This is a genomic window from Flavobacterium sp. WC2409 (assembly GCF_041200085.1).
Classification (GTDB): Bacteria; Bacteroidota; Bacteroidia; order Flavobacteriales; family Flavobacteriaceae; genus Flavobacterium.
This window is the reverse complement of record NZ_CP165625.1, coordinates 1629061-1654528: the sequence shown is the minus strand read 5'-3', so window position 1 is coordinate 1654528 and position 25468 is coordinate 1629061. Positions and strand designations below refer to the sequence as shown.

Here is a 25468-nt window from a genome sequence, read left to right as displayed (position 1 = left end):
TTTCCATTTTCACACCATGAAAAAAATTGTCATGATTACGGGCTTAATGGCCACGTTGTTCCTTGTAAGTTGTAACTCAAAAAAGGAAGAAAAAGAAGAGGTTGTAAAATATGCGGTAACAAATCCTATGGTATTGGATACTTCATTTACAAAACAATATGTCTCTCAAATTAAGTCGGTTAAAAATATCGAAATTAGATCTCAAGAAAAAGGATATCTTCAAAATATTTATGTTGATGAAGGGCAGTATGTGAAAGCAGGCCAAATTATGTTTCGTATTATGTCTAAATTTCAAGAAGCTGATTTGTTAAAGTCGCAAGCTGAAGTTAAGGCCGCCGAAATTGATTTACAAAACACTAAAGTTTTAGCAGATAAAAATATTGTATCTAAGAATGAATTAGCTATGGCTTTAACTAAGCTTCAAGGAGCCAAAGCTGAAGTAGCTTCTGCAAATTTGCATTTATCGTACACTATAATTAAAGCTCCGTTTTCAGGAACGATTGATAGAATTCCAAAAAAGTTAGGGAGTCTGATTGAAGAAGGAGATTTGTTGACCTCGCTTTCAGACAATAGTGCGGTTTACGCCTATTTTAATTTATCAGAACCTGAATATCTGAATTATCAAATGGATGTTAAGGATCGTGGAGATAAAAAAGTAGACTTGCTTTTGGCTAATAATGAAATATTTAAAGATAAAGGAGTTGTAGAACTTGTAGAAGGTGAATTTGATAGTGAAACAGGTAATATTGCTTTTAGAGCTCGTTTTCCAAATCCAGATAAATTATTAAGAAATGGAGAAACAGGGAGTATTATTATGACAAATCCTATAAAAAATGCCATGGTAATTCCTCAAAAAACAACTTATGAAATTCAAGATAAAAAATATGTTTTTGTAGTGGATAAAAACAATGTTGTGAAAGTAAGAGAAATTACAATTATTGGTGAAATGCCAGATATCTATATAGTTAAAAGTGGTATTAATGCTAATGATAGAATTTTGTTAGAAGGTGTTCAGAAAGTAAAAGATAATGACAAAATAAAAGTTGATTATCAAAAGCCAGAGGATGTATTGAACCACCTGAGGTATAAATCTAACTAGTCTTAACTAAAAAAAATAAAAAATGTTTAATAAATTTATTGAAAGACCAGTATTGTCGATAGTTATATCGCTGATGATTGTTTTGATAGGTGTTTTGGCTATGACGACTTTACCAGTTACACAATTGCCATCAATATCTCCACCAAAAGTAAATGTTACTGCAGATTATCCAGGAGCAAATAATGAATTATTGGTTAAATCTGTCATAATTCCAATTGAGAGAGCTTTAAATGGTGCTCCTGGTATAAAATATATTACTTCAGATGCAGGTAATGATGGTGAAGCATCAATTCAAGTAGTATTTAAGTTAGGAACAGATCCTAATCAAGCGGCAATAAATATTCAAAATAGAGTTTCTACTATTGTAAATAAGTTACCACCCTTAGTAATTAGGGAAGGAGTGAAAATTACGAGAGAAGAATCAAATAATTTAATGTACATAAACGTGTTTAGTACAGATCCAACAATGGATCAAAAATTCTTATTTAATTATACGGATATTAATTTATTATCTGAAATTAAAAAAGTAGATGGAGTAGGTGATGCTGATATTATTGGAAACCGTGATTATGCTATGCGTATCTGGTTGAAACCTGATAGAATGCTAGCATTTAAGGTTTCTACAGATGAAGTTATGAATGCTTTATCGCAACAAAGTTTAGAAGCGGCACCTGGTAAAACAGGAGAAAGTTCAGGAAAACGCTCTCAGACATTTGAATATGTTTTAAAATATCCTGGTCGATTTACTACTGCTGAAGAATATGGGAATATAATCATCAAATCTAATTCTGATGGTGCCATACTTCGTTTGAAAGATATTGCAAAAATAGAATTTGGAAGTTCGATGTATGATATTTATTCAAATTTAAATGGAAGACCTTCCTCTGCAATAACAATTAAACAATCTTATGGTAGTAATGCTTCTCAAGTTATTAAAGATGTTAAAGCAAAACTGGAAGAAATAAAGAAAACTTCATTTCCAAAAGGAGTTGATTATGAAATTAGTTATGATGCTTCTAAATTCCTAGATGCTTCTATTGAAAAAGTAATTCATACTTTACTTGAAGCTTTCGTTTTAGTTGGATTGGTAGTGTTTTTGTTTCTCGGTGACTGGCGTTCGACTATAATTCCAGCAATTGCAGTACCTGTTTCGCTTATTGGAACTTTTGTTTTTATGCAATTTTTCGGAATTTCTATAAACTTAGTAACTTTATTCGCTTTGGTTTTAGCCATTGGAGTTGTTGTTGATGATGCAATTGTTGTAATCGAGGCGGTACATGCCAAGATGGAAGAGGAGCATTTACCACCGATTGAAGCTACTAAAAAAGCGATGCATGAAATTAGTGGTGCTATTATAGCTATTACATTTTTGATGGCTGCAGTATTTATACCCGTTGCTTTTATGACTGGTCCAGTAGGAGTATTCTACAGACAATTTTCAATAACAATGGCATCAGGAATTATTCTTTCCGGTGTAGTAGCATTGACATTAACACCGGCTCTATGTGCAATGATGTTAAAAAACAACCATGGTGTAGCTAGAAAGAAGACCCCAATTAATAATTTTTTAGATGGTTTTAATTCTAAATTCAACCGTCTTAATGGAAAATACAGCGCCTTACTAGGGAAAATTGTTAGTCGAAGATTAGTGACTTTTGGAATTTTGATTGCTTTTTGTATTGGGATCTTTTTTATGAACAATAGTCTTCCATCTGGATTTATCCCAACCGAAGATCAAGGAACAATTTATGCAATTATTCAAACGCCTCCTGGTTCTACATTAGAGAGAACGAATGATATCGCTTTACAACTTCAAAAAATTGCTGAAAAAATTGACGGGGTGCAATCTGTATCTGCTTTGGCTGGTTTTGAAATACTTACCGAAGGTACTGGAGCAAATTCAGGTACCTGTCTAGTAAATTTAAAAAATTGGTCAGATAGGAAACATTCTGCAGTTGAGATAATGAAAGAACTAGAAGAGAAATCAAAAACAATTACTGGAGCTTCTCTTGAGTTTTTTCAGCCACCTGCAGTTCCAGGTTATGGCGCAGCTGGAGGATTTGAATTAAGATTACTTGATATAGCTGGTTCTGGGGATTACAAAAAGATGGAAACAGTCAATAACGATTTTGTAAAAGAATTGAATAAGCGTCCTGAATTAACTTCGACTTTTAGTTTCTATAGTGCAAGTTTCCCTCAATATATGTTGCGAATTGATAATGATCTGGCACAACAAAAAGGGGTTACTATAGATAATGCTATGAACACACTTTCCACATTGATTGGAAGTAATTATGAAATTAGTTTCATCAAGTATGATAGACAATATAAGGTAATTGTTCAATCGTCACCTGAATATAGAGCGCTACCAGAAGATGTTTTAAAGTTGTATGTAAAAAACGATCGTGATGAAATGGTGCCATTTTCGGCATTCATGCACATGGAAAAGGTTTATGGACTATCGGAGATTACACGTCATAATATGTTTAACTCTTCTGAGATTAGTGGACAAGCCGCGCCTGGGTATAGTAGTGGTGAAGCAATTAAAGCAATTCAAGAAGTCGCTGCAAAAGACTTACCTAGAGGTTATGGTATTGACTGGGCAGGTATTTCTAAGGATGAAGTAGGTCGTGGTAACGAAGCCATTATTATTTTTCTAATTTCTTTGTTATTTGTTTACTTTGTTTTGGCTGCACAATATGAAAGTTTTGTTTTACCATTTGCCGTAATTCTATCACTTCCAGCGGGTATTTTTGGTTCCTATTTACTACTTTCAATTATGGGGCTAGATAATAATATATACGCTCAGGTAGCCTTTGTAATGCTTATAGGTTTGCTAGGTAAAAATGCAGTTTTAATTGTTGAGTTTGCAGTCCAGAAGCATGAAGCTGGCGCCACAGTATTTGAAGCGGCGATGGAAGGTGCAAAAGTGAGGTTCCGACCAATTTTAATGACATCATTTGCATTTATAGCAGGATTAATTCCACTTGTGTTTGCCGAAGGTCCAGGGAAAATTGGTAACCGTACTATCGGTACTGCAGCTGCGGGAGGAATGCTTCTAGGAACCGTTTGTGGTGTTTTAATTATTCCCGGATTGTATTTTATTTTTGGTAGCATTGCTGCCAAAATTAAAATGATTAAAATACAAAATAATAATCCATTAACTGAAGAAATTGACAACCATGTATAAAATCAAATTACAACAATTTAGTATAGTTTTAAGCATTTGTCTTGCTGTTGTAAGCTGTAAAGCTCCGTCTGCTGTAACAATGTCTGAAAACAAAATGATTCCAGAAAGTTTTGGAATTAGCAAGGACACAGTTAATAGTTCAAATCTGAGTTGGAATAACTATTTTAAAGATCCTAATCTTGTCAATTTAATTGATATTGCACTAAAAAACAATCAGGAGTTGATGATTACTTTGCAAGAAATTGAAATGGCAAAGAATGATATCCGTGTTCGAAAAGGGGCATTATTGCCATCTGTTGGACTAAGAGCAGGAACTGGAGTAGAAAAAGTAGGAAGATATACCAGCCAAGGCGCTGGTGATGCTAGTACTGAAATTGCGCCAGGTAAAGAGTTTCCAGATCCATTGACTGATTTTAATGTTGGAGCCTATGCCAATTGGGAAGTTGATATTTGGAAAAAATTGCATAATTCTAAGAAAGCTGCTGTGACTAGATATTTATCTACTATTGAAGGAAAGAATTTTGTAATTACAAATCTTATTTCTGAAGTTGCTGACTCCTATTATGAGTTATTGGCTTTGGATAGCCAATTGGAAATTGTAAAACAAAACATCCAATTGCAACAGAATGCGCTTGAAATTGTAAAAGTGCAAAAAGAAGCAGCAAGAGCAACAGAATTAGCCGTTCAAAAATTTCAAGCTGAAGTTTTGGCTTCTAAAAGTATGGAGTTTCAAATAAACCAAAAAATTGTAGAAACTGAAAACACGATCAACTTTTTGCTGGGACGTTATCCTGAAAAAATCACCAGAGACAGTGCTAGTTTTTTAAATCTAATACCAGCAACAATTCAGTCCGGTATACCATCTCAATTATTAATTAATAGACCGGATGTAAAACAAGCCGAATTAGATTTGACTGCTGCTAAACTAGATGTAAAAGTAGCGCGGGCTGAGTTTTATCCCTCACTTGATATTTCAGCGGCTTTTGGGCTGCAAGCTTTTAAAACTTCCTATTTGGTTAAATTTCCAGAATCTTTATTGTACAATTTAGTGGGTGACATAGCTGCACCTTTAATTAATAGAAATGCTATTAAAGCCGAGTTTGCTAATGCCAATGCACGCCAATTGCAAGCTTTGTATAATTATGATCGTACGATTTTGAATGCCTATTTAGAAGTTTCGAATCAATTAGCAAATATTGGTAATTTAGAAAAAAGTTATGCACTTAAACAACAGCAAGTAACTGCTTTGAATACTTCTATTAGTGTAGCCAATGATTTATTTAAATCGGCTAGAGCTGATTATTTTGAAGTTTTGATGACCCAACGGGATGCACTTGATGCTAAACTGGAATTGGTAGAAACCAAAAAAGACCAACTGAATGCTTTTGTGCAAGTGTATAAAGCACTTGGTGGAGGTTGGAAATAAAATAGAATAAGGTTATAAATAATAAAATCCGGATAGAGATATCCGGATTTTGTTGTTATAATAGTATGTAAAGCTAAAAAAGCATTGTGAAATTTAGGTTTATATGTAGACTAAATTTTTTGAAGCTGTTTATCCTGAATCTTTGAAAACAGTATTAAACCAGTTATTGCACCAATTGTAGCAAATAACATGTCTGATTGGGTGTCCCAAATATCACCTTGAGTTCCTAAAAAAGCATCACCTTCATCTCCCGAAGCGATAGAAACAAACCATTCAATCCATTCGTAAGCAGCACTAATGGCTAAACAGATGGAAACAATAATAAAATTAAAAAAGCTTTTATTGCTGATTACGTTTTTACGAATAAATAATTCTCTTATAATCATTGCTGGTACTAAACCTTGTGCAAAGTGACCCACTTTATCATAATTGTTTCTACTTTGATGAAATGCATCTTTAATATAATCGAAAAAGGGAACTTCGGCATACGTATAATGACCACCTATGAATAATATAATGCAATGAATAAGAATAAGGAAGTAGGTGAAATTGGTAAATCTAAATTTATTAAAAGTAAAAGCTAAAACCAAAACACCAATGATAGCAGGGATAATTTCAAGAAAACAAGTAAAAACTTCTTTTGGATTAATAATAGACCATAAAAAAGTCCCAAAAAATACAATTAACATTAAGCAGATATACTTCATATTTTGGTGATTTTTAGCCCTGATAGAAGCGATATCTCCCGATAGAGAAAAATAAGGCTTTTTGGCCGTAGTTTTTCCTATCGGGAATAAAGCAGATAGCAGGAATAGCTCCTAATCCTATTTGAAGTAAGAGAAAGTTTCGTTATTCTCTAATTTTAATAATGTTTCATAGATTAATTTAATCACGTTTTCAACATCATCACGGTGCACCATTTCAACTGTAGTATGCATGTAACGCAACGGAAGTGAAATCAAAGCCGATGCTACACCACCATTACTGTAGGCAAATGCGTCTGTATCAGTTCCAGTAACGCGGGAAGAAGCAAGACGTTGAAAAGGAATTTTCTTTTCCTCGGCAGTGTCTAGGATCAGTTCTCTTAGATTATTTTGAACCGCTGGAGCATAAGTTACAACTGGTCCTTTTCCTATTTTAGTATCTCCTTCGATTTTCTTGTCAATCATAGGAGTTGTAGAGTCATGACATACATCAGTAACTATGGCTACATTTGGTTTGATAGTTTTGGTAATCATTTCAGCACCACGCAAACCTACTTCTTCTTGAACGGAGTTAGTAATGTACAATCCAAAAGGAAGTTTTACTTTGTTTTCATGCAGTAAACGCGCTACTTCGGCAATCATAAAACCTCCCATACGGTTATCAATTGCGCGACAAACAAATTTGTTCTCGTTTAAAATAATGAATTCATCAGGATAAGTAATCACGCAACCTACATGAACACCCATTTTTTCTACTTCTTCTTTGGTTTCACAACCAAGATCGATGAAAATATTGCTGATTTTTGGATTTTCTTCTTTGTCTCTATTTCTGGTATGAATGGCAGGCCAACCAAAAACTCCTTTTACAATTCCTTTTTTGGTGTGAATGTTCACACGTTTAGAAGGGGCAATTTGGTGATCCGAACCTCCATTTCTAATGACGTATATCAATCCATCATCAGTAATGTAGTTTACATACCAAGAAATTTCATCGGCATGACCTTCAATCACTACTTTATAAGGAGCGTCAGGGTTGATGATTCCTACGGCCGTTCCGTAAGTATCGGTTATAAAAGTATCAACGTATGGTTTTAAATAATCCATCCAAATTTTTTGCCCTTCGGCTTCAAACCCAGTAGGAGAGGCGTTGTTTAAGTATTGCTCTAAAAAAGTGATAGAGGATTTTTTTAATATCGATTTTGTGCTCATAAAAATATTTTTTGCTAATTTATAAATTTGGTATAACAGTTGTACATATAATGTATAATTTTACAATTAAATTATGCCTCATGAAGTTTACAGCCTATACCATATTCTTTTTATTACTATCGTTTTTTGCCAAAGCTCAGGAGATTCCTCCAGCTCCTACGCCAATGGGGTACGAATTAAAAGAATCAGATGATGTAGTAAATGACACGATCCAGTTGGAGGAAATTGTGGTTTCAAAAGAGAAACTAGATCCCGATGCCAAAAAACAATTTTTAATTCTTCAAAACAGGGTTTATAAAACATACCCTTATGCAAAACTCGCATCCGAAAGATTGACCAATCTCAATAGAGGTATGGATCGCTTATCTACAAATAAAGAAAAGAAAAAGTATTTTAAAATTGTCGAAGATTACCTTAATAATGAGTTTGAAGCCAAACTAAAGAAGCTTTCCCGAAGTCAAGGTAGAATTTTAGTAAAATTGATTCATCGTCAAACCGGAACCACCACTTATGAATTGGTTAAAACGCTAAAAAGCGGATGGAAAGCGTTTTGGTCCAATACTGCTGCGAGTATGTTTGATATTAATTTAAAATCGGAATATGCTCCATATACAGTAAATGAAGATTTTTTGATAGAAACAATATTACAAAGAGCCTTTGAATCAGGAAGATTAGTAAATCAAACCCCCGCAAATCCTGTTGATATAGATAAACTAAATGAATTTTGGGAATCCAAAGCTGAACAGGTAAAGAAGAAATAACTTACCCAATTTTTCTACCTAATATAGTATAGCCAATTTAAAACATGATTTTGCATTCTAGTAACTACAGTTATATGGAGCTATTTCCTGCTATCCGCTTCAATCTACCTCGCCGAAACCCGGCTCAGTAGGATTTTCGCTGCTATCAGGGCTAGAGGTGCATTGGTTTTAATTACAATGTATAATAGAGAATAATTTTGACTCCTATATATAAGGAGTCGCTTTCTCTGTTTAGCTTATATGTCTTTCTGTAGCTTATGTAGTAATTCTTCAAACGAGTTTCATAAAGGCTTAAAAATTTTGTCATAAGATCTTCAATATAACTAATATGTTCTTTTATGTCTTATAGGTTTAAAAGAAAAGCGTAGCGATAGCCCATAGATTGTATAGTTGTTTTCAATATTATCACATAAGATCTCCAAGAAGTAGCAAAGTAATATGTCTAATCTAACTTCTATGTCCTTCTATGTCTTATATGGTTAAAAGAAACTGAAAACAAGACCTGCGAGAAATATATGATCCAACTTCTATGACCTATATGTTTAAAAATACCGTTGTATTGAATAGTAAATCTCAAACTATTTCATTTATTTTACCATTTACATCAAACGGTAGTTGATAGAGCAAAAATATATTTCTTTCAACTTAAACATTTCCAATGTGTTAAAAATAAATCGCTAATAAAGCAAAGAAAAGCGGTTAAAAAGTATTGAATAACGGTTTAAAGAGTCTACTTTTGCACCCGCAACAACGCAGACGTTCTTTCAAATACTGGCAAGCAAACGAAACAAGGCAGAAAATTTATTTTCAAAAAAAGTTTAAAAAAGCTTGTGAGATTTAAAAGTGATAGTTACTTTTGCACCCCGCTAAACGCCCAACGTTCCTTGATAAGCTGATAAGAGAAGAGAAGAAAAAGAAAGATTTATTTTTCTAAAAAACTTCAAATTTTTCTTGCCAGATAAAAAGAGAAGTTGTACTTTTGCACCCGCTTCGAGCGACACGTTAAGTGTTGCTACGAGTGGAAAACAAGATAAGACACGTTCCTAGACATATTGAATTGACAGCCGTTTTTGAGAGAGATTTCAAAGACAAAAGAATAAGAGTAATAGAATCGAGAGATTTGAAAAAACCACTAGACCTTCAGTCAAACATAAATAGAGACAAAGTAATTTGTTTCGCATAATATACGATGAAGAGTTTGATCCTGGCTCAGGATGAACGCTAGCGGCAGGCTTAACACATGCAAGTCGAGGGGTATAGTTCTTCGGAATTAGAGACCGGCGCACGGGTGCGTAACGCGTATGCAATCTACCTTTCACAGAGGGATAGCCCAGAGAAATTTGGATTAATACCTCATAGTATAATTGAATGGCATCATTTAATTATTAAAGATTTATCGGTGAAAGATGAGCATGCGTCCCATTAGCTAGTTGGTATGGTAACGGCATACCAAGGCTACGATGGGTAGGGGTCCTGAGAGGGAGATCCCCCACACTGGTACTGAGACACGGACCAGACTCCTACGGGAGGCAGCAGTGAGGAATATTGGACAATGGGCGCAAGCCTGATCCAGCCATGCCGCGTGCAGGATGACGGTCCTATGGATTGTAAACTGCTTTTATACGAGAAGAAACACTCCTTCGTGAAGGAGCTTGACGGTATCGTAAGAATAAGGATCGGCTAACTCCGTGCCAGCAGCCGCGGTAATACGGAGGATCCAAGCGTTATCCGGAATCATTGGGTTTAAAGGGTCCGTAGGCGGTTTAGTAAGTCAGTGGTGAAAGCCCATCGCTCAACGGTGGAACGGCCATTGATACTGCTAGACTTGAATTATTAGGAAGTAACTAGAATATGTAGTGTAGCGGTGAAATGCTTAGAGATTACATGGAATACCAATTGCGAAGGCAGGTTACTACTAATATATTGACGCTGATGGACGAAAGCGTGGGTAGCGAACAGGATTAGATACCCTGGTAGTCCACGCCGTAAACGATGGATACTAGCTGTTGGGAGCAATCTCAGTGGCTAAGCGAAAGTGATAAGTATCCCACCTGGGGAGTACGAACGCAAGTTTGAAACTCAAAGGAATTGACGGGGGCCCGCACAAGCGGTGGAGCATGTGGTTTAATTCGATGATACGCGAGGAACCTTACCAAGGCTTAAATGTAGATTGACCGGTTTGGAAACAGACTTTTCGCAAGACAATTTACAAGGTGCTGCATGGTTGTCGTCAGCTCGTGCCGTGAGGTGTCAGGTTAAGTCCTATAACGAGCGCAACCCCTGTTGTTAGTTGCCAGCGAGTCATGTCGGGAACTCTAACGAGACTGCCAGTGCAAACTGTGAGGAAGGTGGGGATGACGTCAAATCATCACGGCCCTTACGCCTTGGGCTACACACGTGCTACAATGGCCGGTACAGAGAGCAGCCACTGGGTGACCAGGAGCGAATCTACAAAACCGGTCACAGTTCGGATCGGAGTCTGCAACTCGACTCCGTGAAGCTGGAATCGCTAGTAATCGGATATCAGCCATGATCCGGTGAATACGTTCCCGGGCCTTGTACACACCGCCCGTCAAGCCATGGAAGCTGGGGGTGCCTGAAGTCGGTGACCGCAAGGAGCTGCCTAGGGTAAAACTGGTAACTAGGGCTAAGTCGTAACAAGGTAGCCGTACCGGAAGGTGCGGCTGGAACACCTCCTTTCTAGAGCCTTAGTGTTAGCTTATTTATAAGCACGGTAGGGAAAGAGACGAAAAGAGAAAGTGGAAACAAAGATTGAGAATTTATTACTCTTGCTGTTAGTTCAAATAATACCATTTAAGAATAAGAGTGTCTCGTAGCTCAGCTGGTTAGAGTACTACACTGATAATGTAGGGGTCGACAGTTCGAGTCTGTCCGAGACAACTATTTATACTTAAATAAAAAAGAAGAAATCTGGAGTTGAGAAATCATGGATCAAAGATTCATGCTTAATTAATTCACAATTCATAAATAGATTGGGGGATTAGCTCAGCTGGCTAGAGCGCCTGCCTTGCACGCAGGAGGTCAACGGTTCGACTCCGTTATTCTCCACAAATCAAAAGTTGATACGTTGATTTGTTAAATCGGTTAAACGATTAAACGAAAAAACGATTAAACTAGCGATACAAGTTCATTGACATATTGAGATAAGAAAAATATAAAAAGTAGAAAGCGTTTTTTACTATTTATAGTAAAAGACAAACAAAAACGGTCTTAATTAATTTTAAGATTGGTACAATAAGCAAAATAAGGGCGTATGGGGGATGCCTTGGCTCTCAGAGGCGATGAAAGGCGTGATAAGCTGCGAAAAGCTACGGGGACGGGCACACACCGATTGATCCGTAGATACCTGAATGGGGCAACCCACTAGATTGAAGATCTAGTACACCGATAGGTGGGCAAACCCGCTGAACTGAAACATCTAAGTAGGCGGAGGAGAAGAAAACAAAAGTGATTCCGTAAGTAGTGGCGAGCGAACGCGGATTAGCCCAAACCAATGTTGTTACGGCAATGTTGGGGTTGTAGGACCACGATATTCAATGTAAAACGAACTAGAATCTACTGGAAAGTAGAACCAAAGAGGGTGATAGTCCTGTATAGGTAAGTGATATAATTGATAGTGGTATCCTGAGTAGGGCGGGACACGAGAAATCCTGTCTGAATTTGGCGGGACCATCCGCTAAGGCTAAATACTCCTGAGAGACCGATAGTGAACCAGTACCGTGAGGGAAAGGTGAAAAGAACCGTGAATAACGGAGTGAAATAGATCCTGAAACCATACGCTTACAAGCGGTCGGAGCCCTTTCGTGGGGTGACGGCGTGCCTTTTGCATAATGAGCCTACGAGTTAACGTTGCTGGCAAGGATAAGTGGTTAAGCCACGGATCCGTAGCGAAAGCGAGTCTGAATAGGGCGCTTTAGTCAGTAGTGTTAGACGCGAAACCGTGTGATCTACCCATGGACAGGTTGAAGCTGTGGTAACACATAGTGGAGGACCGAACCCGTTGACGTTGAAAAGTCTTGGGATGATCTGTGGGTAGGGGTGAAAGGCCAATCAAACTCGGAAATAGCTCGTACTCCCCGAAATGCATTTAGGTGCAGCGTTAGTTATAAAGTTATATAGAGGTAGAGCTACTGATTGGATGCGGGGGCTTCACCGCCTACCAATTCCTGACAAACTCCGAATGCTATATAATGTTCACTAACAGTGAGGGCTTGGGTGCTAAGGTCCAAGTCCGAGAGGGAAAGAACCCAGACCATCAGCTAAGGTCCCCAAATATATACTAAGTTGAAAGAACGAGGTTTGTCTGCATAGACAGCTAGGATGTTGGCTTGGAAGCAGCCATTCATTTAAAGAGTGCGTAACAGCTCACTAGTCGAGCGGACGAGCATGGATAATAATCGGGCATAAGTATATTACCGAAGCTATGGATTTACAATTTATTGTAAGTGGTAGGGGAGCATTCTCACAGGGTAGAAGGTGTATCGTAAGGTATGCTGGACCGGTGAGAAAAGAAAATGTAGGCATAAGTAACGATAATGCGGGCGAGAAACCCGCACACCGAAAGACTAAGGTTTCCACAGCTATGCTAATCAGCTGTGGGTTAGTCGGGACCTAAGGCGAACCCGAAAGGGACAGTCGATGGACAACGGGTTAATATTCCCGTACTACTGTTAACTGTGATGGGGTGACGGAGTGATGAAAGTGCCGCGAACTGACGGAATAGTTCGTTGAAGTACCTACCTATAAGACCCGCAGGCAAATCCACGGGTTTTGGGGAAATACGATAGTACTCGGCGTCTTCGGACAAAGAGATAGTGCACCTAAGGGCTTCCAAGAAAAACCTCTAAACTTCAGGTTAATAGTACCCGTACCGCAAACCGACACAGGTAGTCGAGATGAGAATTCTAAGGTGCTCGAGAGATTCATGGCTAAGGAATTAGGCAAAATAGACCCGTAACTTCGGGAGAAGGGTCGCCAGCAGCAATGCTGGCCGCAGTGAAGAGGTCCAGGCGACTGTTTATCAAAAACACAGGGCTCTGCAAAATCGTAAGATGAAGTATAGGGCCTGACACCTGCCCGGTGCTGGAAGGTTAAGTGGAGATGTTATGGGTAACCAGAAGCATTGAAATGAAGCCCCAGTAAACGGCGGCCGTAACTATAACGGTCCTAAGGTAGCGAAATTCCTTGTCGGGTAAGTTCCGACCTGCACGAATGGTGTAACGATCTGGACACTGTCTCAGCCATGAGCTCGGTGAAATTGTAGTAACGGTGAAGATGCCGTTTACCCGCAGTGGGACGAAAAGACCCTGTGCACCTTTACTATAGCTTAGTATTGACCTTGGATAAATGATGTGTAGGATAGGTTGGAGACTGTGAAGTGGCGTCGCTAGGCGTTGTGGAGTCATTGTTGAAATACAACCCTTTGTTTATCTGAGGCCTAACCCCGTTTTGCGGGGGACATTGCTTGGTGGGTAGTTTGACTGGGGTGGTCGCCTCCAAAAGAGTAACGGAGGCTTCTAAAGGTTCCCTCAGTACGCTTGGTAACCGTGCGTAGAGTGCAATGGCATAAGGGAGCTTGACTGAGAGACATACAGGTCGATCAGGTACGAAAGTAGAGCATAGTGATCCGGTGGTTCCGCATGGAAGGGCCATCGCTCAAAGGATAAAAGGTACGCCGGGGATAACAGGCTGATCTCCCCCAAGAGCTCATATCGACGGGGGGGTTTGGCACCTCGATGTCGGCTCGTCACATCCTGGGGCTGGAGAAGGTCCCAAGGGTTGGGCTGTTCGCCCATTAAAGTGGCACGCGAGCTGGGTTCAGAACGTCGTGAGACAGTTCGGTCTCTATCTACTGTGGGCGCAAGAAATTTGAGTGGATCTGATTCTAGTACGAGAGGACCGAATTGGACAAACCTCTAGTGTATCTGTTGTCACGCCAGTGGCATGGCAGAGTAGCTACGTTTGGAAGGGATAAGCGCTGAAAGCATATAAGCGCGAAACCCACCACAAGATGAGATTTCTTTTAAGGATCGTGGGAGATGACCACGTTGATAGGCTATAGATGTAAAGGCAGTAATGTCATAGTCGAGTAGTACTAATAATCCGTAAGCTTATGTACACCTTTCCAGCCTCGCAAGAGGCTGGGGAAACTTTCTTTTATCCTGAATTTATTTCAGGAACTAATATTTTTTTCTTTATCTCAGTATGTTAAGATATTGTTCAATAGATTTTTATCGTAAGATAAACAATCATTGAAAAATTGCCCAAAGCAATTATAACTTCTTAAGGTGGTTATTGCGGCGGGGCTCACCTCTTCCCATCCCGAACAGAGTAGTTAAGCCCGCCTGCGCAGATGGTACTGCAGTTATGTGGGAGAGTATGTCGTCGCCTTTCTTTTGAGAACCCGTTTTGCAAGAAACGGGTTTTTTTATTAAAATGTGCATTTTATAGTAAATTATAATGGTACCTTAGCTCAGATGGTAGAGCAATGGACTGAAAATCCATGTGTCCCTGGTTCGATCCCTGGAGGTACCACAAAATGCTCGGATGGTGAAATTGGTAGACACGCTGGACTTAAAATCCAGTGAACAGCAATGTTCGTGCGGGTTCAAGTCCCGCTCTGAGTACAAGAAACTTCAGTTGGCTAGCGCTACTGAAGTTTTTTTATTTTAAAATCTCTTTCATTTATTTGTGAGGTTTTTTTTTAAAGTTTTATATTCACTCTGTTTTTATGTATTTTTTAAAGGTATATGGGAAATGGAAGTGTCAAATGCAATAGGATTGTTTTTTGCAAATATTTTAGTTCTACTAATTAGTAGTTAAAATATATTTATTCATTTTAGATGTTAAAGTCATTACTTTGGTGTAATAATGTAGAAAATGCTTGCAAATGTCGCATGTTTATAAGGTATGTTTTTAGCGTGAGTGATAGCAGTGAAAAGCTCACAGTTCCATTGAGTCTCGGACTCAATGGAACGAGGACTTGTAATGAATAGCCCGACCTGACTTTTTTTTAGGAAGGTCACGCCCAAATTTTACTAACAGCTTTAATATGATTTTAAGTATTTACTTTTATATACTAGGCACGCATAGTATATTTTGATATCTTTGATGTAAATTTAAAACTAAAGATGATAAAACCAACGTTAACTTCCCTTTTAAATATTAAACATCCATTAATAATGGCTCCTATGTTTCTTGTTTCCAATACTAAAATGGTTATTGAAGGAATGAAATCGGGTGTGGCGGGTTGTATTCCAGCTTTAAATTACCGTACTCTAGATGAATTACGAGCTTCTATAATTGAACTTAAAGCAGCTAAAGTTGAAGGAGGTAGTTTTGGTTACAATCTAATAGTGAATAAATCTAATATAAAATACAAGAATCAGTTGGCTGTATTATGTGAGGAAAAGGTGGACTTCATAATAACATCTTTAGGCTCTCCCGAGGAGACTATTAATCAAGCTCATAAGGTAGGTATTAAAGTTTTTTGCGATGTTACTGACTTGGCTTTTGCTAAAAAAGTGGAAAGTTTAGGTGGAGATGCTTTAATTGCAGTAAATAATGAGGCTGGAGGACATCGTGGGGATTTATCTGCTGAAGAGTTGATTAAAGAGTTGAATTTAAACACTTCTTTACCCGTTATTTCTGCAGGAGGAGTAAGTACAAAAGCCGATTTAGATAAAATGCTAGGCTTTGGTGCTGTTGGGGTTTCTGTTGGTAGCCCATTTATTGCTTCATTTGAGTCGGGTGTTTCAGAGGAATACAAACAAGCTTGTGTTGATTATGGAGCTAAAGATATTGTTTTAACTAAGAAAATATCGGGCACACCTTGTACCGTTATTAATACTCCATATGTTAATAAGGTAGGGACACAACAAACTTGGATTGAAAATACTTTAAATAGAAATAAAACCCTAAAAAAATGGGTGAAGATGATTCGTTATATGAAAGGATCCAATGCTGTTACTAAAGCAGCTACCGAAGTGACTTACAAAACGGTATGGGTTGCTGGTCCAACTATTGAAAACACAACCGAGATAAGTGCTGTTGCTAAAATAGTTGACAAGATTTGTTCGTACTAGTAGGGATCAATTTAAAAATAAAAAAGCTATACTATTAATAACTTATAGTATAGCTTTTTTATTCTAAATTTATTTTGAACTAATTGATTGTATCTTTGATTTCTTCAAGTTCTTCTGATTTTCTTCCAATTTTAATTTTAGGATGGTCTTTGTTTCCAGTAATAACTAGAGGAACTCCAAATATTCCTAAAGGAGGTAAACCTAAGCGCATTTTTAGATTTAGTTTTCCGTCTAGACTTGTTTGTCCTTCAATCCTTGGTCTAAAACCGGCAAATTTAAATTTAAATCGCTCTAGTATTATGATGTTATTTTTAATAGAACTTTTAACATCTACTTTTGTTAATTGTGGATTTTTTATACCTTCATGGTTTGTTTTTTTACTTACAGCATTAAACATTTTCATACCGTATAATTTAACGTCTTTTATAGAAACAACACCTTCACCAGTTAAGGATGGGTATACAGGTTCCATTTTACCATTTAACTTTCCTTTAAGCTTATAATCTAATGAAATTATTCCTTGTGCTTTTTCGGCAGCACTGGCCATTTCTCTAAAGATTTTTATTTCTTTATAGGCTCTTTTAATGTCAAAGTCACTGGCTTTAATGCTGTATTCAAATAGTGCTTTTTTTGTTGAAATTCCTTGGTATTTTGCATTCATAGTAACACTACAGCCTATTAAGTTAAAGCCTGTATTTTCCATCGTTAATTTACCTTTTTTCATTTGGAGGTTTCCCTGTGCATCGTTAAGCGTAAGTCCATTGAAATTAACTTTATTCGCATTAGCTTGAAATCTTAAATCAAAATTTGAAGGTATAAGAATAACTCCTGTTTCTGGTTTTTCGATCTCTATTTCCGTTTTTGTAGTATCAGTTGTAGTAGTTGTGTTAGCAGTAGTCGACATGAATTCGTCGGCATTGATATATTTTGAATTTAGTATAAATGATCCTCTCAAGACACCATTTTTGGTTGTAAGAAAATTGAAGACATTTTGTAAATAACCATTCATTTTAAAATCGGATTGACCATATGCTGCCAAAAAGTGATTAAAATTCATTTTGTCTTGATTAATTTTAAAAACGCCTTCTTTTATAAGAAATGGTTTTGGCAAGTATTCCGATACTAAAAGGATGTTTCGTAATTCAAGTTTGCCTTTGTTGTATAGTTTACTATAATTCCCTTTTTCGGCATCACTTTGTTTTCCTTTTAATGCTAGATCTGCTTTAATAAATCCGTCAATATCCAACCCTTTTTGTGAGAAGACCTTGTATATTCTACTAATATCAAGTGTACCTTTGGCTTTTATATCATAACTTAAATCTTCAAAATTAGATAGATCAGCAGTTACAAAAACTGGCTTCCCTTCAAATGTAAATTGAGTAGGTTGTAGTAGTATTTTAAGGTCGCTGAATGTTCCTTTTTGATTGCTGATTTTTGAAACAATATTAATATTTGTAATGGGGTTTGGATAGTATTTTGTTTGGATAAAACCATTTTGCAAATTCAAAGTAACATCCGTAATAGGGAAAATATGATTTTTAGCATCGAATGTACCTTTTGAACTTCCTTTACCAATAAGCATTCCTTTTAATTGTATATCTGGAATTCCGAGTGCAAGATTCAGTTTTTCTAAATCTATTTTAGCATCCATAGTAAGATCAATTTCAGGATTATTGATTCCTTTTACATATAATTTTGTTTTTAAATAATCTTTATTGATGTCTAATGATATGTTTTTTGCATCAACAATCAAAAGATCAGGATTTAAAGAAGGAAGTGAGGTTGAAATATCTAAATTTAGATTGGAAACAGGAAATGCACTACTGTTATAATTGACAAAACCGTCTTTTATTTTTAAATCTAGATTTAAATTTGGTGCTTTGTTTTCTGAGGCAATATAAGGACCTTTAAGCGTAAGAAGTAAGTCTGTTTTTCCTTTAAGTTCTGTTTTTTCAAGCCAAGTAATGTATTTTGGAGGAAATGCAGTAAACAGGTCTTCTAGATTACTATTGGTTGATTTTACAATAAAATCAATATTATAACCATCTTTTAGGAAGTCGAATTTCCCTTTGAAGTCAACTAATAATTTGTTTATTTTTAAATCATTTTGTTCAAAAATAAACGATAATGAGTTTACATTCACTTTTGTAATCAAGTCAGCGTCGACTTTTTTATTCATCAAGTAAGGCTCGTTTTCATAGATGATATTCAATTTGTCAATTTTGGCTTTAGAATATAAATCAAATACGTCCTTACTTAAATCTCCATTTCCTAAATAGTTAAAACCTATTGCGTCAAAATGAATTTTAGTAGATTGATCGTCATAATTAATTTGGCTGTTTTTAACTTCAATTTTTTCTAATTTTAAAGCCGTTTCTTTTTTTTCATCATCTAAAGCTTCTTTGGGTGCGATGTATACATTGTAGTTTGCTTGGCCGTCTCTATTGACTTTTATATTGATTTTGGAATTATTCAAATAAATTTGATCAATATTTATAGTGCTACTAAAAATAAGGCTGGACACATTGATACCAAAAGAAACTTCATCAGCTGTAATAAAGGCTTCTTTTTGATAAGGTGCAGAACCATTTAATTTAAAGTTATTTAGTGAGATTGTTAATGAAGGGAAATGGTGGAAAAAAGAAACTTTTGCTTCAGAATAATTTAGTTCTCCATTTAGTTTGTTATTTGCCTCTTTTTTTATTTCTGTTTCAATCTTTTCTGCGAAAATAAAAGGCAAAATAAACATCAACATAAGAATGCTTATAATTGTTATTCCTATGAATTTTAATGCTTTAATAGCAACGATCCTAAATTTGGTTGAAGACATAGATGAAGACTTATATTTAAAACTTTATTTTGATAAAAAAGTGCAAATGTACTTATAAACACGTTGCTTTTTTTTTTAAATGTTTTTTTTTTCAAGTCATGATATAAAAGATTTTAACTAGATCATTTTGGCTTTATAGTTCTGAAAAATAGTTTTTAATTAATAATTTACACTGGAAACATTTACTTTATAAACTATCATTTTAATTTTAACTATTGTTCATTGTGATATTTTATTGAATTTAACAAAAAACGATTAAATTAGTTTTCTAAAATCTTGTAAATATCTAAATATGAAAAGAAGATCTTTTTTAAGAACAGCAACGTTAGCATCTGCTGGGCTAAGTACTTTATTGGTTACAAGTTGTGCTCAAGGTGAAAAAAAACCGGAAGAAACATTAGCGACAGTTAATATTTCAAATGTTGATTTTGAATTAGATGAAGAAACAATTAGCAGTTTAAGGGAGAAATTATCTTCGGGAAAATTTACTTCGGAACAATTAGTTAGAATGTATTTAGAACGTATAGAATCTATCGATAAGAAAGGATTCACTTTAAATTCAGTTATTGAAATTAATCCTGATGCAATTGCTATAGCAAAGGAGTTGGATGATGAATTGAAGGCTGGTAAAAACAGGGGATCTTTGCATGGAATTCCAATTTTGATAAAAGACAATATAGACACAGGAGATAAAATGCAAACAACTGCGGGTTCACTTGCTTTAGTAGGTAATATTGCAGGTACTGATGCTTTTATGATTAAAAAAATAAGAGAAGCAGGAGCAGTATTAATAGGAAAAACGAATTTAAGTGAATGGGCTAATTTCAGATCGACTTCTTCTTGTTCTGGATGGAGTAGTAAAGGTGGACAAACTAAAAATCCTTATATTTTAGATCATAATCCATGTGGTTCTAGTGCAGGATCAGGGGTTGCTGTAGCTTCCAATCTTTGTGTAGTTGCGATCGGTACTGAAACAGATGGATCAGTCGTATGTCCAGCTTCTGTAAGTGGCATAGTAGGGATAAAACCTACTGTAGGTTTAGTTAGTAGAACGGGTATTATTCCCATTTCAAGTACGCAGGATACTGCTGGACCAATGGCAAGAACAGTAACTGATGCTGCAATTTTATTAGGTGCTATGACTGGTGTAGATGAAAAAGATTCAGTAACAAATGAAAGCAACGGAAAAGCATATCATGATTACACTAAATTCTTGGACAAGGAAGCACTAAATGGTAAAAGAATTGGTGTAGAACGAAAACCTCAAGGCAAGAATCAATTTATGCATGAATTGCAGCAAAAAGCAATTGACTTGCTTAAAAGTAAAGGAGCAACAATTATAGAAATTGATTATTTAGATGAAATAGGTAAGTTGGGAGAATCTGAGTTTGAAGTGATGCAATTTGAGTTTAAAACTGGGCTGAACAATTATCTAAGTACTTCAAATAGTAAAGTTAAAAGTTTGAAGGATGTCATTGATTTCAATATTGCCAATGAAAACAAAGCCATGCCATACTTCAAACAAGAAACCTTAATTAGTTCGAATGAAAAAGGAAATTTAACTGATAAAAAATATATTGAAGCACGTAATAAAAGTCACTTTGGTTCCAAAGAGATAATTGACAAAGTCATTTCAATAAATAAATTGGATGCTATTTGTGGTCTTACTATGGGGCCTGCTTGTAGTATCGACATGATTTATGGTGATCGATGGGGAGATGTCTTCTTGACAACTCCCGCAGCTGCTAGTGGTTATCCACACATTACTGTTCCTGGAGGGATGGTTTATGATTTGCCTGTTGGATTATCTTTTTTTGGATTGGCCTATTCAGAACCAAAATTAATAGGAATAGGGTACGCATATGAACAAGCATCAAAAAATAGGACAAAGCCTAGTTTTAAGAAATCATTTCTATAAAATTCTTTTATCCTTTAAAATCTACAGATAAAGAATTTACACAGAATCGTTGTCCAGTTTTTGTTGGGCCATCATTAAATACATGTCCAAGATGACCACCACAATTAGCGCATACAATTTCTGTACGAATCATTCCGTGAGTTTTGTCAAGAATGTATTTTACTTTTCCTGGAATAGAATCATCAAAAGAAGGCCAGCCACAGTGTGCATCAAACTTAGAATTACTCTCAAATAGTGGTTCTGAACAAGCCCCGCAACAGTATGTTCCTTTTTCGTAATGTAAATTGTAAGTACCTGTGTGAGCACGTTCTGTTCCTTTTTGACGTAGAATATGGTATCTCTCTTCGCCTAATTCTTCTTTCCATTGTGCCTCCGTTTTTTCTAAAGGATATTTCATATTATTATTATTATTATTATTATTATTGATTTTTAGTTATAAAGGTAATTACTTTTTGCACGACATTATGGTCTCCCAAAATTTTTCGATGCCCTAAACCGTTTGTAATAACTAATTCTCCATTTTGTAAATGTTTATGAATATGAATTCCCGCTTTTACTGGTACTTCAAAATCATCTTGGTCATGTATAACTAGAACTGGTATAGTTGTATTTTTAGCAGCAATATAAGCGGAGTAATTGTTCATTGGTTCGTTATATTTTTTTTCAAAATGCAATTGCATTCTTTTTGCAATATTGGGCTTTAATTTTAGGTTTGAGACAAAGTCATCAATAATATCCTGAACAATATCCCCACTTCCAATAATTGTAGCAGATTTCACTTTTAATCCATTTTTTATAGCATTTAATATTGACATTCCTCCTAAAGAATGACCAATAGCAGCTTCAAATGGCCCGTATTGTTTGTCTATTTCTATTATTGAAGCAATAAAATCAATCATAATTGAGCTATTACCAGGTGATTTTCCATGTGCAGGAGCATCAAAACTTATTGTCGAGTACTCTTCTTTTAGTAATTCATCAGCTATTTTTACTAGTTGTGTACCACGTCCTGACCATCCGTGAACTAATAGTATTTTTTTATCACTTTTACCATATTGATAAATAACAACATGCTTATTTATTTGCGGAATTAACAATGCTTTTTGCTCACTTTTTCGATTCATGTCCCATTCTCTTTTAGGAAGAGTATGTTTTATTGGTGTTGTAAACAGTTTTGCTGCATATAATACAGCTAATTTTGGAGAGATTAGCGAGATAAATTTACTCGTTACTATAATAAGCTTAGGAATTTTTAATTTTTGTTGGTTAATAGAAGTATTTTTTGACATTTCAATAAATTTTTATTAGGGCTTTCATTTTATTTATTTTTTACTAAATTTAGAAAAACATAAAAGTAATATAATTTATAAAAGGTTTTTGTCTTTTATAGGTAATTACCCTAAACTAAGAATTAGCTCTAATTCAAATATTAAAGCCATTCTTTTGTAAATAATTGAAAAAACAAATTTTATAAAATGGAAATATTTCATATTAGTGCAGAATGTTATCCTGTAGCAAAAGTGGGTGGACTAGCTGATGTTGTTGGAGCTTTACCCAAATACCAAAATAATGCTGGACATCAAGTTAGAGTTGTAATACCATGTTATGATACAAAGTTTAGAAAAGAGAATGATTTTGAATGTGTACACTGGGGATCAATAAAATTAGGAAAGTTTAATTTTCCTTTTAGTGTTCTCAAAGAAACTACTGATAAACTTGGTTTTGAATTATACCTTATTGAAATTCCAGAACTTTTTGACAGAAAAGAGGTTTATGGATATGAAGATGATATTGAACGATTTTTATCTTTTCAAATAGCAACTTTAGATTGGATCATAGGTAGAAGTGAAATTCCTGACGTTATTAATTGCCATGATCATCATACAGGGTTGATTCCATTTATGATGTTATATTGTGATAAGTATTTAAAATTACAAAATACACCATCAATGATTACGATTCATAATGGTTTGTATCAAGGTCAATTTGGTTTTGATAAATTAAATTACTTTCCAGAATTTGATCTTTCTCATGTAAAAGTTTTAGAATGGGATAATTGTATTAATTCTCTTGCTGTAGCTGTAAAATGTGCTTGGGCTGTAACTACGGTTTCTCCCAACTACCTTAATGAAATTAATTATTCAGCTAATGGATTAGAATCATTGTTTAATCTTGTTAGATATAAATCAAAAGGAATTTTAAATGGAATAGACACAGAAGTATGGGATCCAGCTAAAGATGTAATGTTAGAGAAAAAATATTCTATCAAAAATTTCGAAAAAGGAAAACAGCAAAATAAAGAAATATTATGTACTCTTTTTAATTTAGATCCTACAAAACCTTTATTTAGTTTTATTGGTCGATTACTGGAAGAAAAAGGAGGTGATTTATTGCCTCATGCTTCAGCTTTAGCGTTATCAGAAAATTTTAAAGAAATTAATATTTTGATATTAGGATCTGGAAATGCAGATATTGAAAATAGATTAAATAGCTTATTGATTGATTATAAAGGAAATTATAATACGTTTATTGGATACAATGAAGAATTAGCTCATTTAATTTATGCGGGAGCCGATTTCTTAATGATGCCATCTAGAGTAGAACCATGTGGTTTGAATCAAATGTATTCTTTGCGATATGGAACAATTCCAATAGTAAGAAGAACTGGTGGTTTAAAAGATACTGTAATTGATTTTGGAGATGATGGTAATGGAATTTGTCATGATCAATCATCTGTTGGAGATATTTGTTACTCCATTAATAGAGCTGTAAATTTATATAAGAATAAAGAGCATTTAAATAAAATTATAAAACGTGGAATGAAAACCGACCATTCCTGGGAAAGAGTTTGTCAAGAATATATAGATATGTATAATTTAATAATCAACAAAATATGAAAGCTAAAAAGAATAATGTTGTTTCAATCATTCTTGGGGGAGGCCAAGGTTCTAGATTATATCCCTTAACCGCAACTAGATCAAAACCTGCGGTGCCTATTGCAGGAAAATATAGATTGGTTGATATTCCTATTTCAAATTGTATGAATTCGGATATTAAAAGAATGTTTGTATTAACACAATTTAATTCGGCTTCTTTAAACGCACATATAAAAAACACCTATACTTTTAATGCTTTTAGTCAAGCTTTTGTAGATATTCTAGCTGCCGAGCAAACTCCTGATAACCCTACTTGGTTTCAAGGAACTGCTGATGCTGTTAGACAATGTATGCCTCATTTTTTAAATCATGATTTTGATTATGCTTTGATACTTTCTGGAGATCAACTGTATCAAATGGATTTTAACGAAATGCTTGATGAACATATAAAACATGGGGCTGATATAACTATAGCAACTTTACCTGTAAACGCTAAAGATGCTCCCGAGTTTGGTATTCTAAAAACTAATAGCGAAAGCTGTATTGAATCATTTATTGAAAAACCAGCTGCTTCATTGTTGCCTGATTGGGAATCAAATGTAAGTGAGCAAATGAAAAGTGAAGGAAAGCATTATCTTGCTTCAATGGGGATTTATATTTTCAATAGAAAATTATTAATTGATTTAATGGCAAATCCTGATACCAAAGATTTTGGTAAAGAAATTATACCGCAAGCTGTTGGAAATAAAAAAATATTAAGCTATCAATATGAAGGGTATTGGACTGATATTGGTAATATTGATTCTTTTTTTGAAGCTAACATAGGTCTTACTGATGATGTTCCAAAATTTAATTTATTTGATAATGAAAATAAAATTTACACTAGACCTAGATTATTGCCTCCATCAAAATTCCGTAATACACTTATTGAGCAATCACTTATTTCAGAAGGTTGTATCATAAGTGCCAAAGAAATTAAAAAATCAGTTATAGGAATTCGTTCTAGAATTGGCGATGAAACAATTATTCAAAACTCCTATGTTATGGGTAATGATTTTTATCAAAGCATTGATATAATGGATGAAGAAAAAGCGAATAATAAAATTTTAATGGGAATAGGGGAAAGATGTTTTATTAACAATGCTCTAGTTGATAAAAATTGTAGAATTGGGAATGATGTTTATATCAATGGAGGAAAGCATTTAGAAGATTTTTCAAATGATTTGTATTCTATCAGAGAAGGAATTGTTGTAATTAAAAAAGGTTCAGTAATACCGGATAATTACAAAATTAATTAAGTTATTAAACTGTTTTTAAACTAATATTCTAATGAATTAAACATTAGAACTA

Annotated in this window: 14 protein-coding genes, 4 tRNA genes and 3 rRNA genes; 16 read left to right on the top strand and 5 right to left on the bottom strand. The window is 35.1% G+C overall.

The window, feature by feature from the left end; genetic code table 11:
• The first annotated feature begins 16 nt into the window (after nt 1-16).
• From AB3G34_RS07120 to AB3G34_RS07110, 3 genes are read left to right on the top strand one after another with little or no spacing between them, the layout of a single operon-like run.
• Complete coding sequence (locus AB3G34_RS07120) at nt 17-1099, top strand: efflux RND transporter periplasmic adaptor subunit (RefSeq protein WP_369753904.1); 1083 nt, start codon at nt 17-19, stop codon at nt 1097-1099.
• A gap of 22 nt (nt 1100-1121) precedes the next feature.
• On the top strand, nt 1122-4289 hold the full coding sequence (locus AB3G34_RS07115) for an efflux RND transporter permease subunit (protein WP_367770284.1): 3168 nt from the start codon (nt 1122-1124) through the stop codon (nt 4287-4289).
• On the top strand, nt 4282-5715 hold the full coding sequence (locus AB3G34_RS07110) for a TolC family protein (RefSeq protein WP_367770281.1): 1434 nt from the start codon (nt 4282-4284) through the stop codon (nt 5713-5715). Before AB3G34_RS07115 ends, AB3G34_RS07110 begins: the two co-directional genes overlap by 8 nt.
• Before the next feature lie 110 nt (nt 5716-5825).
• On the opposite strand, the gene AB3G34_RS07105 is transcribed toward AB3G34_RS07110, so the two are convergent.
• Both AB3G34_RS07105 and AB3G34_RS07100 read right to left on the bottom strand, forming a co-directional pair.
• The gene (locus tag AB3G34_RS07105) at nt 5826-6422 is read right to left on the bottom strand and encodes a DUF2238 domain-containing protein (RefSeq protein ID WP_369753903.1); all 597 of its coding nucleotides are present in this window, start codon (nt 6420-6422) and stop codon (nt 5826-5828) included.
• 117 nt (nt 6423-6539) lie between these two features.
• The gene (locus AB3G34_RS07100) at nt 6540-7628 is read right to left on the bottom strand and encodes a M42 family metallopeptidase (protein ID WP_367770274.1); all 1089 of its coding nucleotides are present in this window, start codon (nt 7626-7628) and stop codon (nt 6540-6542) included.
• A gap of 80 nt (nt 7629-7708) precedes the next feature.
• Between AB3G34_RS07100 and AB3G34_RS07095 the strand changes: the two genes are divergently transcribed.
• From AB3G34_RS07095 to AB3G34_RS07050, 10 genes are all read left to right on the top strand, one after another.
• The gene (locus AB3G34_RS07095) at nt 7709-8389 is read left to right on the top strand and encodes a DUF4294 domain-containing protein (RefSeq protein ID WP_369753902.1); all 681 of its coding nucleotides are present in this window, start codon (nt 7709-7711) and stop codon (nt 8387-8389) included.
• Nucleotides 8390-9407: 1018 nt separating this feature from the next.
• Nucleotides 9408-9572 carry a hypothetical protein gene (locus AB3G34_RS07090; protein WP_369753901.1) on the top strand — a complete coding sequence of 55 codons (165 nt, stop codon included), beginning with the start codon at nt 9408-9410 and terminating at the stop codon, nt 9570-9572.
• A 3-nt stretch (nt 9573-9575) separates the two neighbouring features.
• A 16S ribosomal RNA gene (locus AB3G34_RS07085) occupies nt 9576-11089 on the top strand.
• Between the two features lie 127 nt (nt 11090-11216).
• Nucleotides 11217-11290: transfer RNA gene (locus tag AB3G34_RS07080), tRNA-Ile, on the top strand.
• 94 nt (nt 11291-11384) lie between these two features.
• Nucleotides 11385-11458, top strand: a tRNA-Ala gene (locus AB3G34_RS07075).
• Nucleotides 11459-11642: 184 nt separating this feature from the next.
• Nucleotides 11643-14528, top strand: a 23S ribosomal RNA gene (locus AB3G34_RS07070).
• A 165-nt stretch (nt 14529-14693) separates the two neighbouring features.
• A 5S ribosomal RNA gene (gene rrf / locus AB3G34_RS07065) occupies nt 14694-14803 on the top strand.
• Together the 16S, 23S and 5S rRNA genes with 4 tRNA genes alongside form the textbook arrangement of a ribosomal RNA operon.
• Nucleotides 14804-14871: 68 nt before the next feature.
• Nucleotides 14872-14944, top strand: a tRNA-Phe gene (locus tag AB3G34_RS07060).
• A 6-nt stretch (nt 14945-14950) separates the two neighbouring features.
• Nucleotides 14951-15036, top strand: a tRNA-Leu gene (locus AB3G34_RS07055).
• 504 nt (nt 15037-15540) lie between these two features.
• Nucleotides 15541-16494 (top strand): NAD(P)H-dependent flavin oxidoreductase, encoded by a 954-nt coding sequence (locus AB3G34_RS07050; RefSeq protein WP_369753900.1) that lies wholly within the window; start codon nt 15541-15543, stop codon nt 16492-16494.
• A 79-nt stretch (nt 16495-16573) separates the two neighbouring features.
• Here AB3G34_RS07050 and AB3G34_RS07045 read toward each other — a convergent pair whose 3' ends face one another.
• The gene (locus AB3G34_RS07045) at nt 16574-19324 is read right to left on the bottom strand and encodes an AsmA-like C-terminal region-containing protein (RefSeq protein ID WP_369753898.1); all 2751 of its coding nucleotides are present in this window, start codon (nt 19322-19324) and stop codon (nt 16574-16576) included.
• A gap of 292 nt (nt 19325-19616) precedes the next feature.
• On the opposite strand from AB3G34_RS07045, the gene AB3G34_RS07040 reads away from it, so the two are divergent.
• Complete coding sequence (locus AB3G34_RS07040) at nt 19617-21242, top strand: amidase (protein WP_369753897.1); 1626 nt, start codon at nt 19617-19619, stop codon at nt 21240-21242.
• Nucleotides 21243-21249: 7 nt separating this feature from the next.
• Here AB3G34_RS07040 and msrB read toward each other — a convergent pair whose 3' ends face one another.
• Nucleotides 21250-21639 (bottom strand): peptide-methionine (R)-S-oxide reductase MsrB, encoded by a 390-nt coding sequence (msrB, locus tag AB3G34_RS07035; protein WP_367770262.1) that lies wholly within the window; start codon nt 21637-21639, stop codon nt 21250-21252.
• Nucleotides 21640-21661: 22 nt separating this feature from the next.
• Entirely contained in the window at nt 21662-22531 is an 870-nt protein-coding gene (locus tag AB3G34_RS07030; RefSeq protein ID WP_367770260.1) for an alpha/beta fold hydrolase, read from the bottom strand.
• Nucleotides 22532-22717: 186 nt separating this feature from the next.
• On the opposite strand from AB3G34_RS07030, the gene AB3G34_RS07025 reads away from it, so the two are divergent.
• Together AB3G34_RS07025 and AB3G34_RS07020 are read left to right on the top strand one after the other, a co-directional pair.
• Nucleotides 22718-24139 carry a glycogen synthase gene (locus AB3G34_RS07025; protein WP_367770258.1) on the top strand — a complete coding sequence of 474 codons (1422 nt, stop codon included), beginning with the start codon at nt 22718-22720 and terminating at the stop codon, nt 24137-24139.
• Nucleotides 24136-25416, top strand: coding sequence for a glucose-1-phosphate adenylyltransferase (locus tag AB3G34_RS07020; RefSeq protein ID WP_367753399.1), 1281 nt, complete (start codon nt 24136-24138; stop codon nt 25414-25416). The genes AB3G34_RS07025 and AB3G34_RS07020 overlap by 4 nt, the downstream gene beginning before the upstream one ends.
• Nucleotides 25417-25468 lie beyond the last annotated feature (52 nt).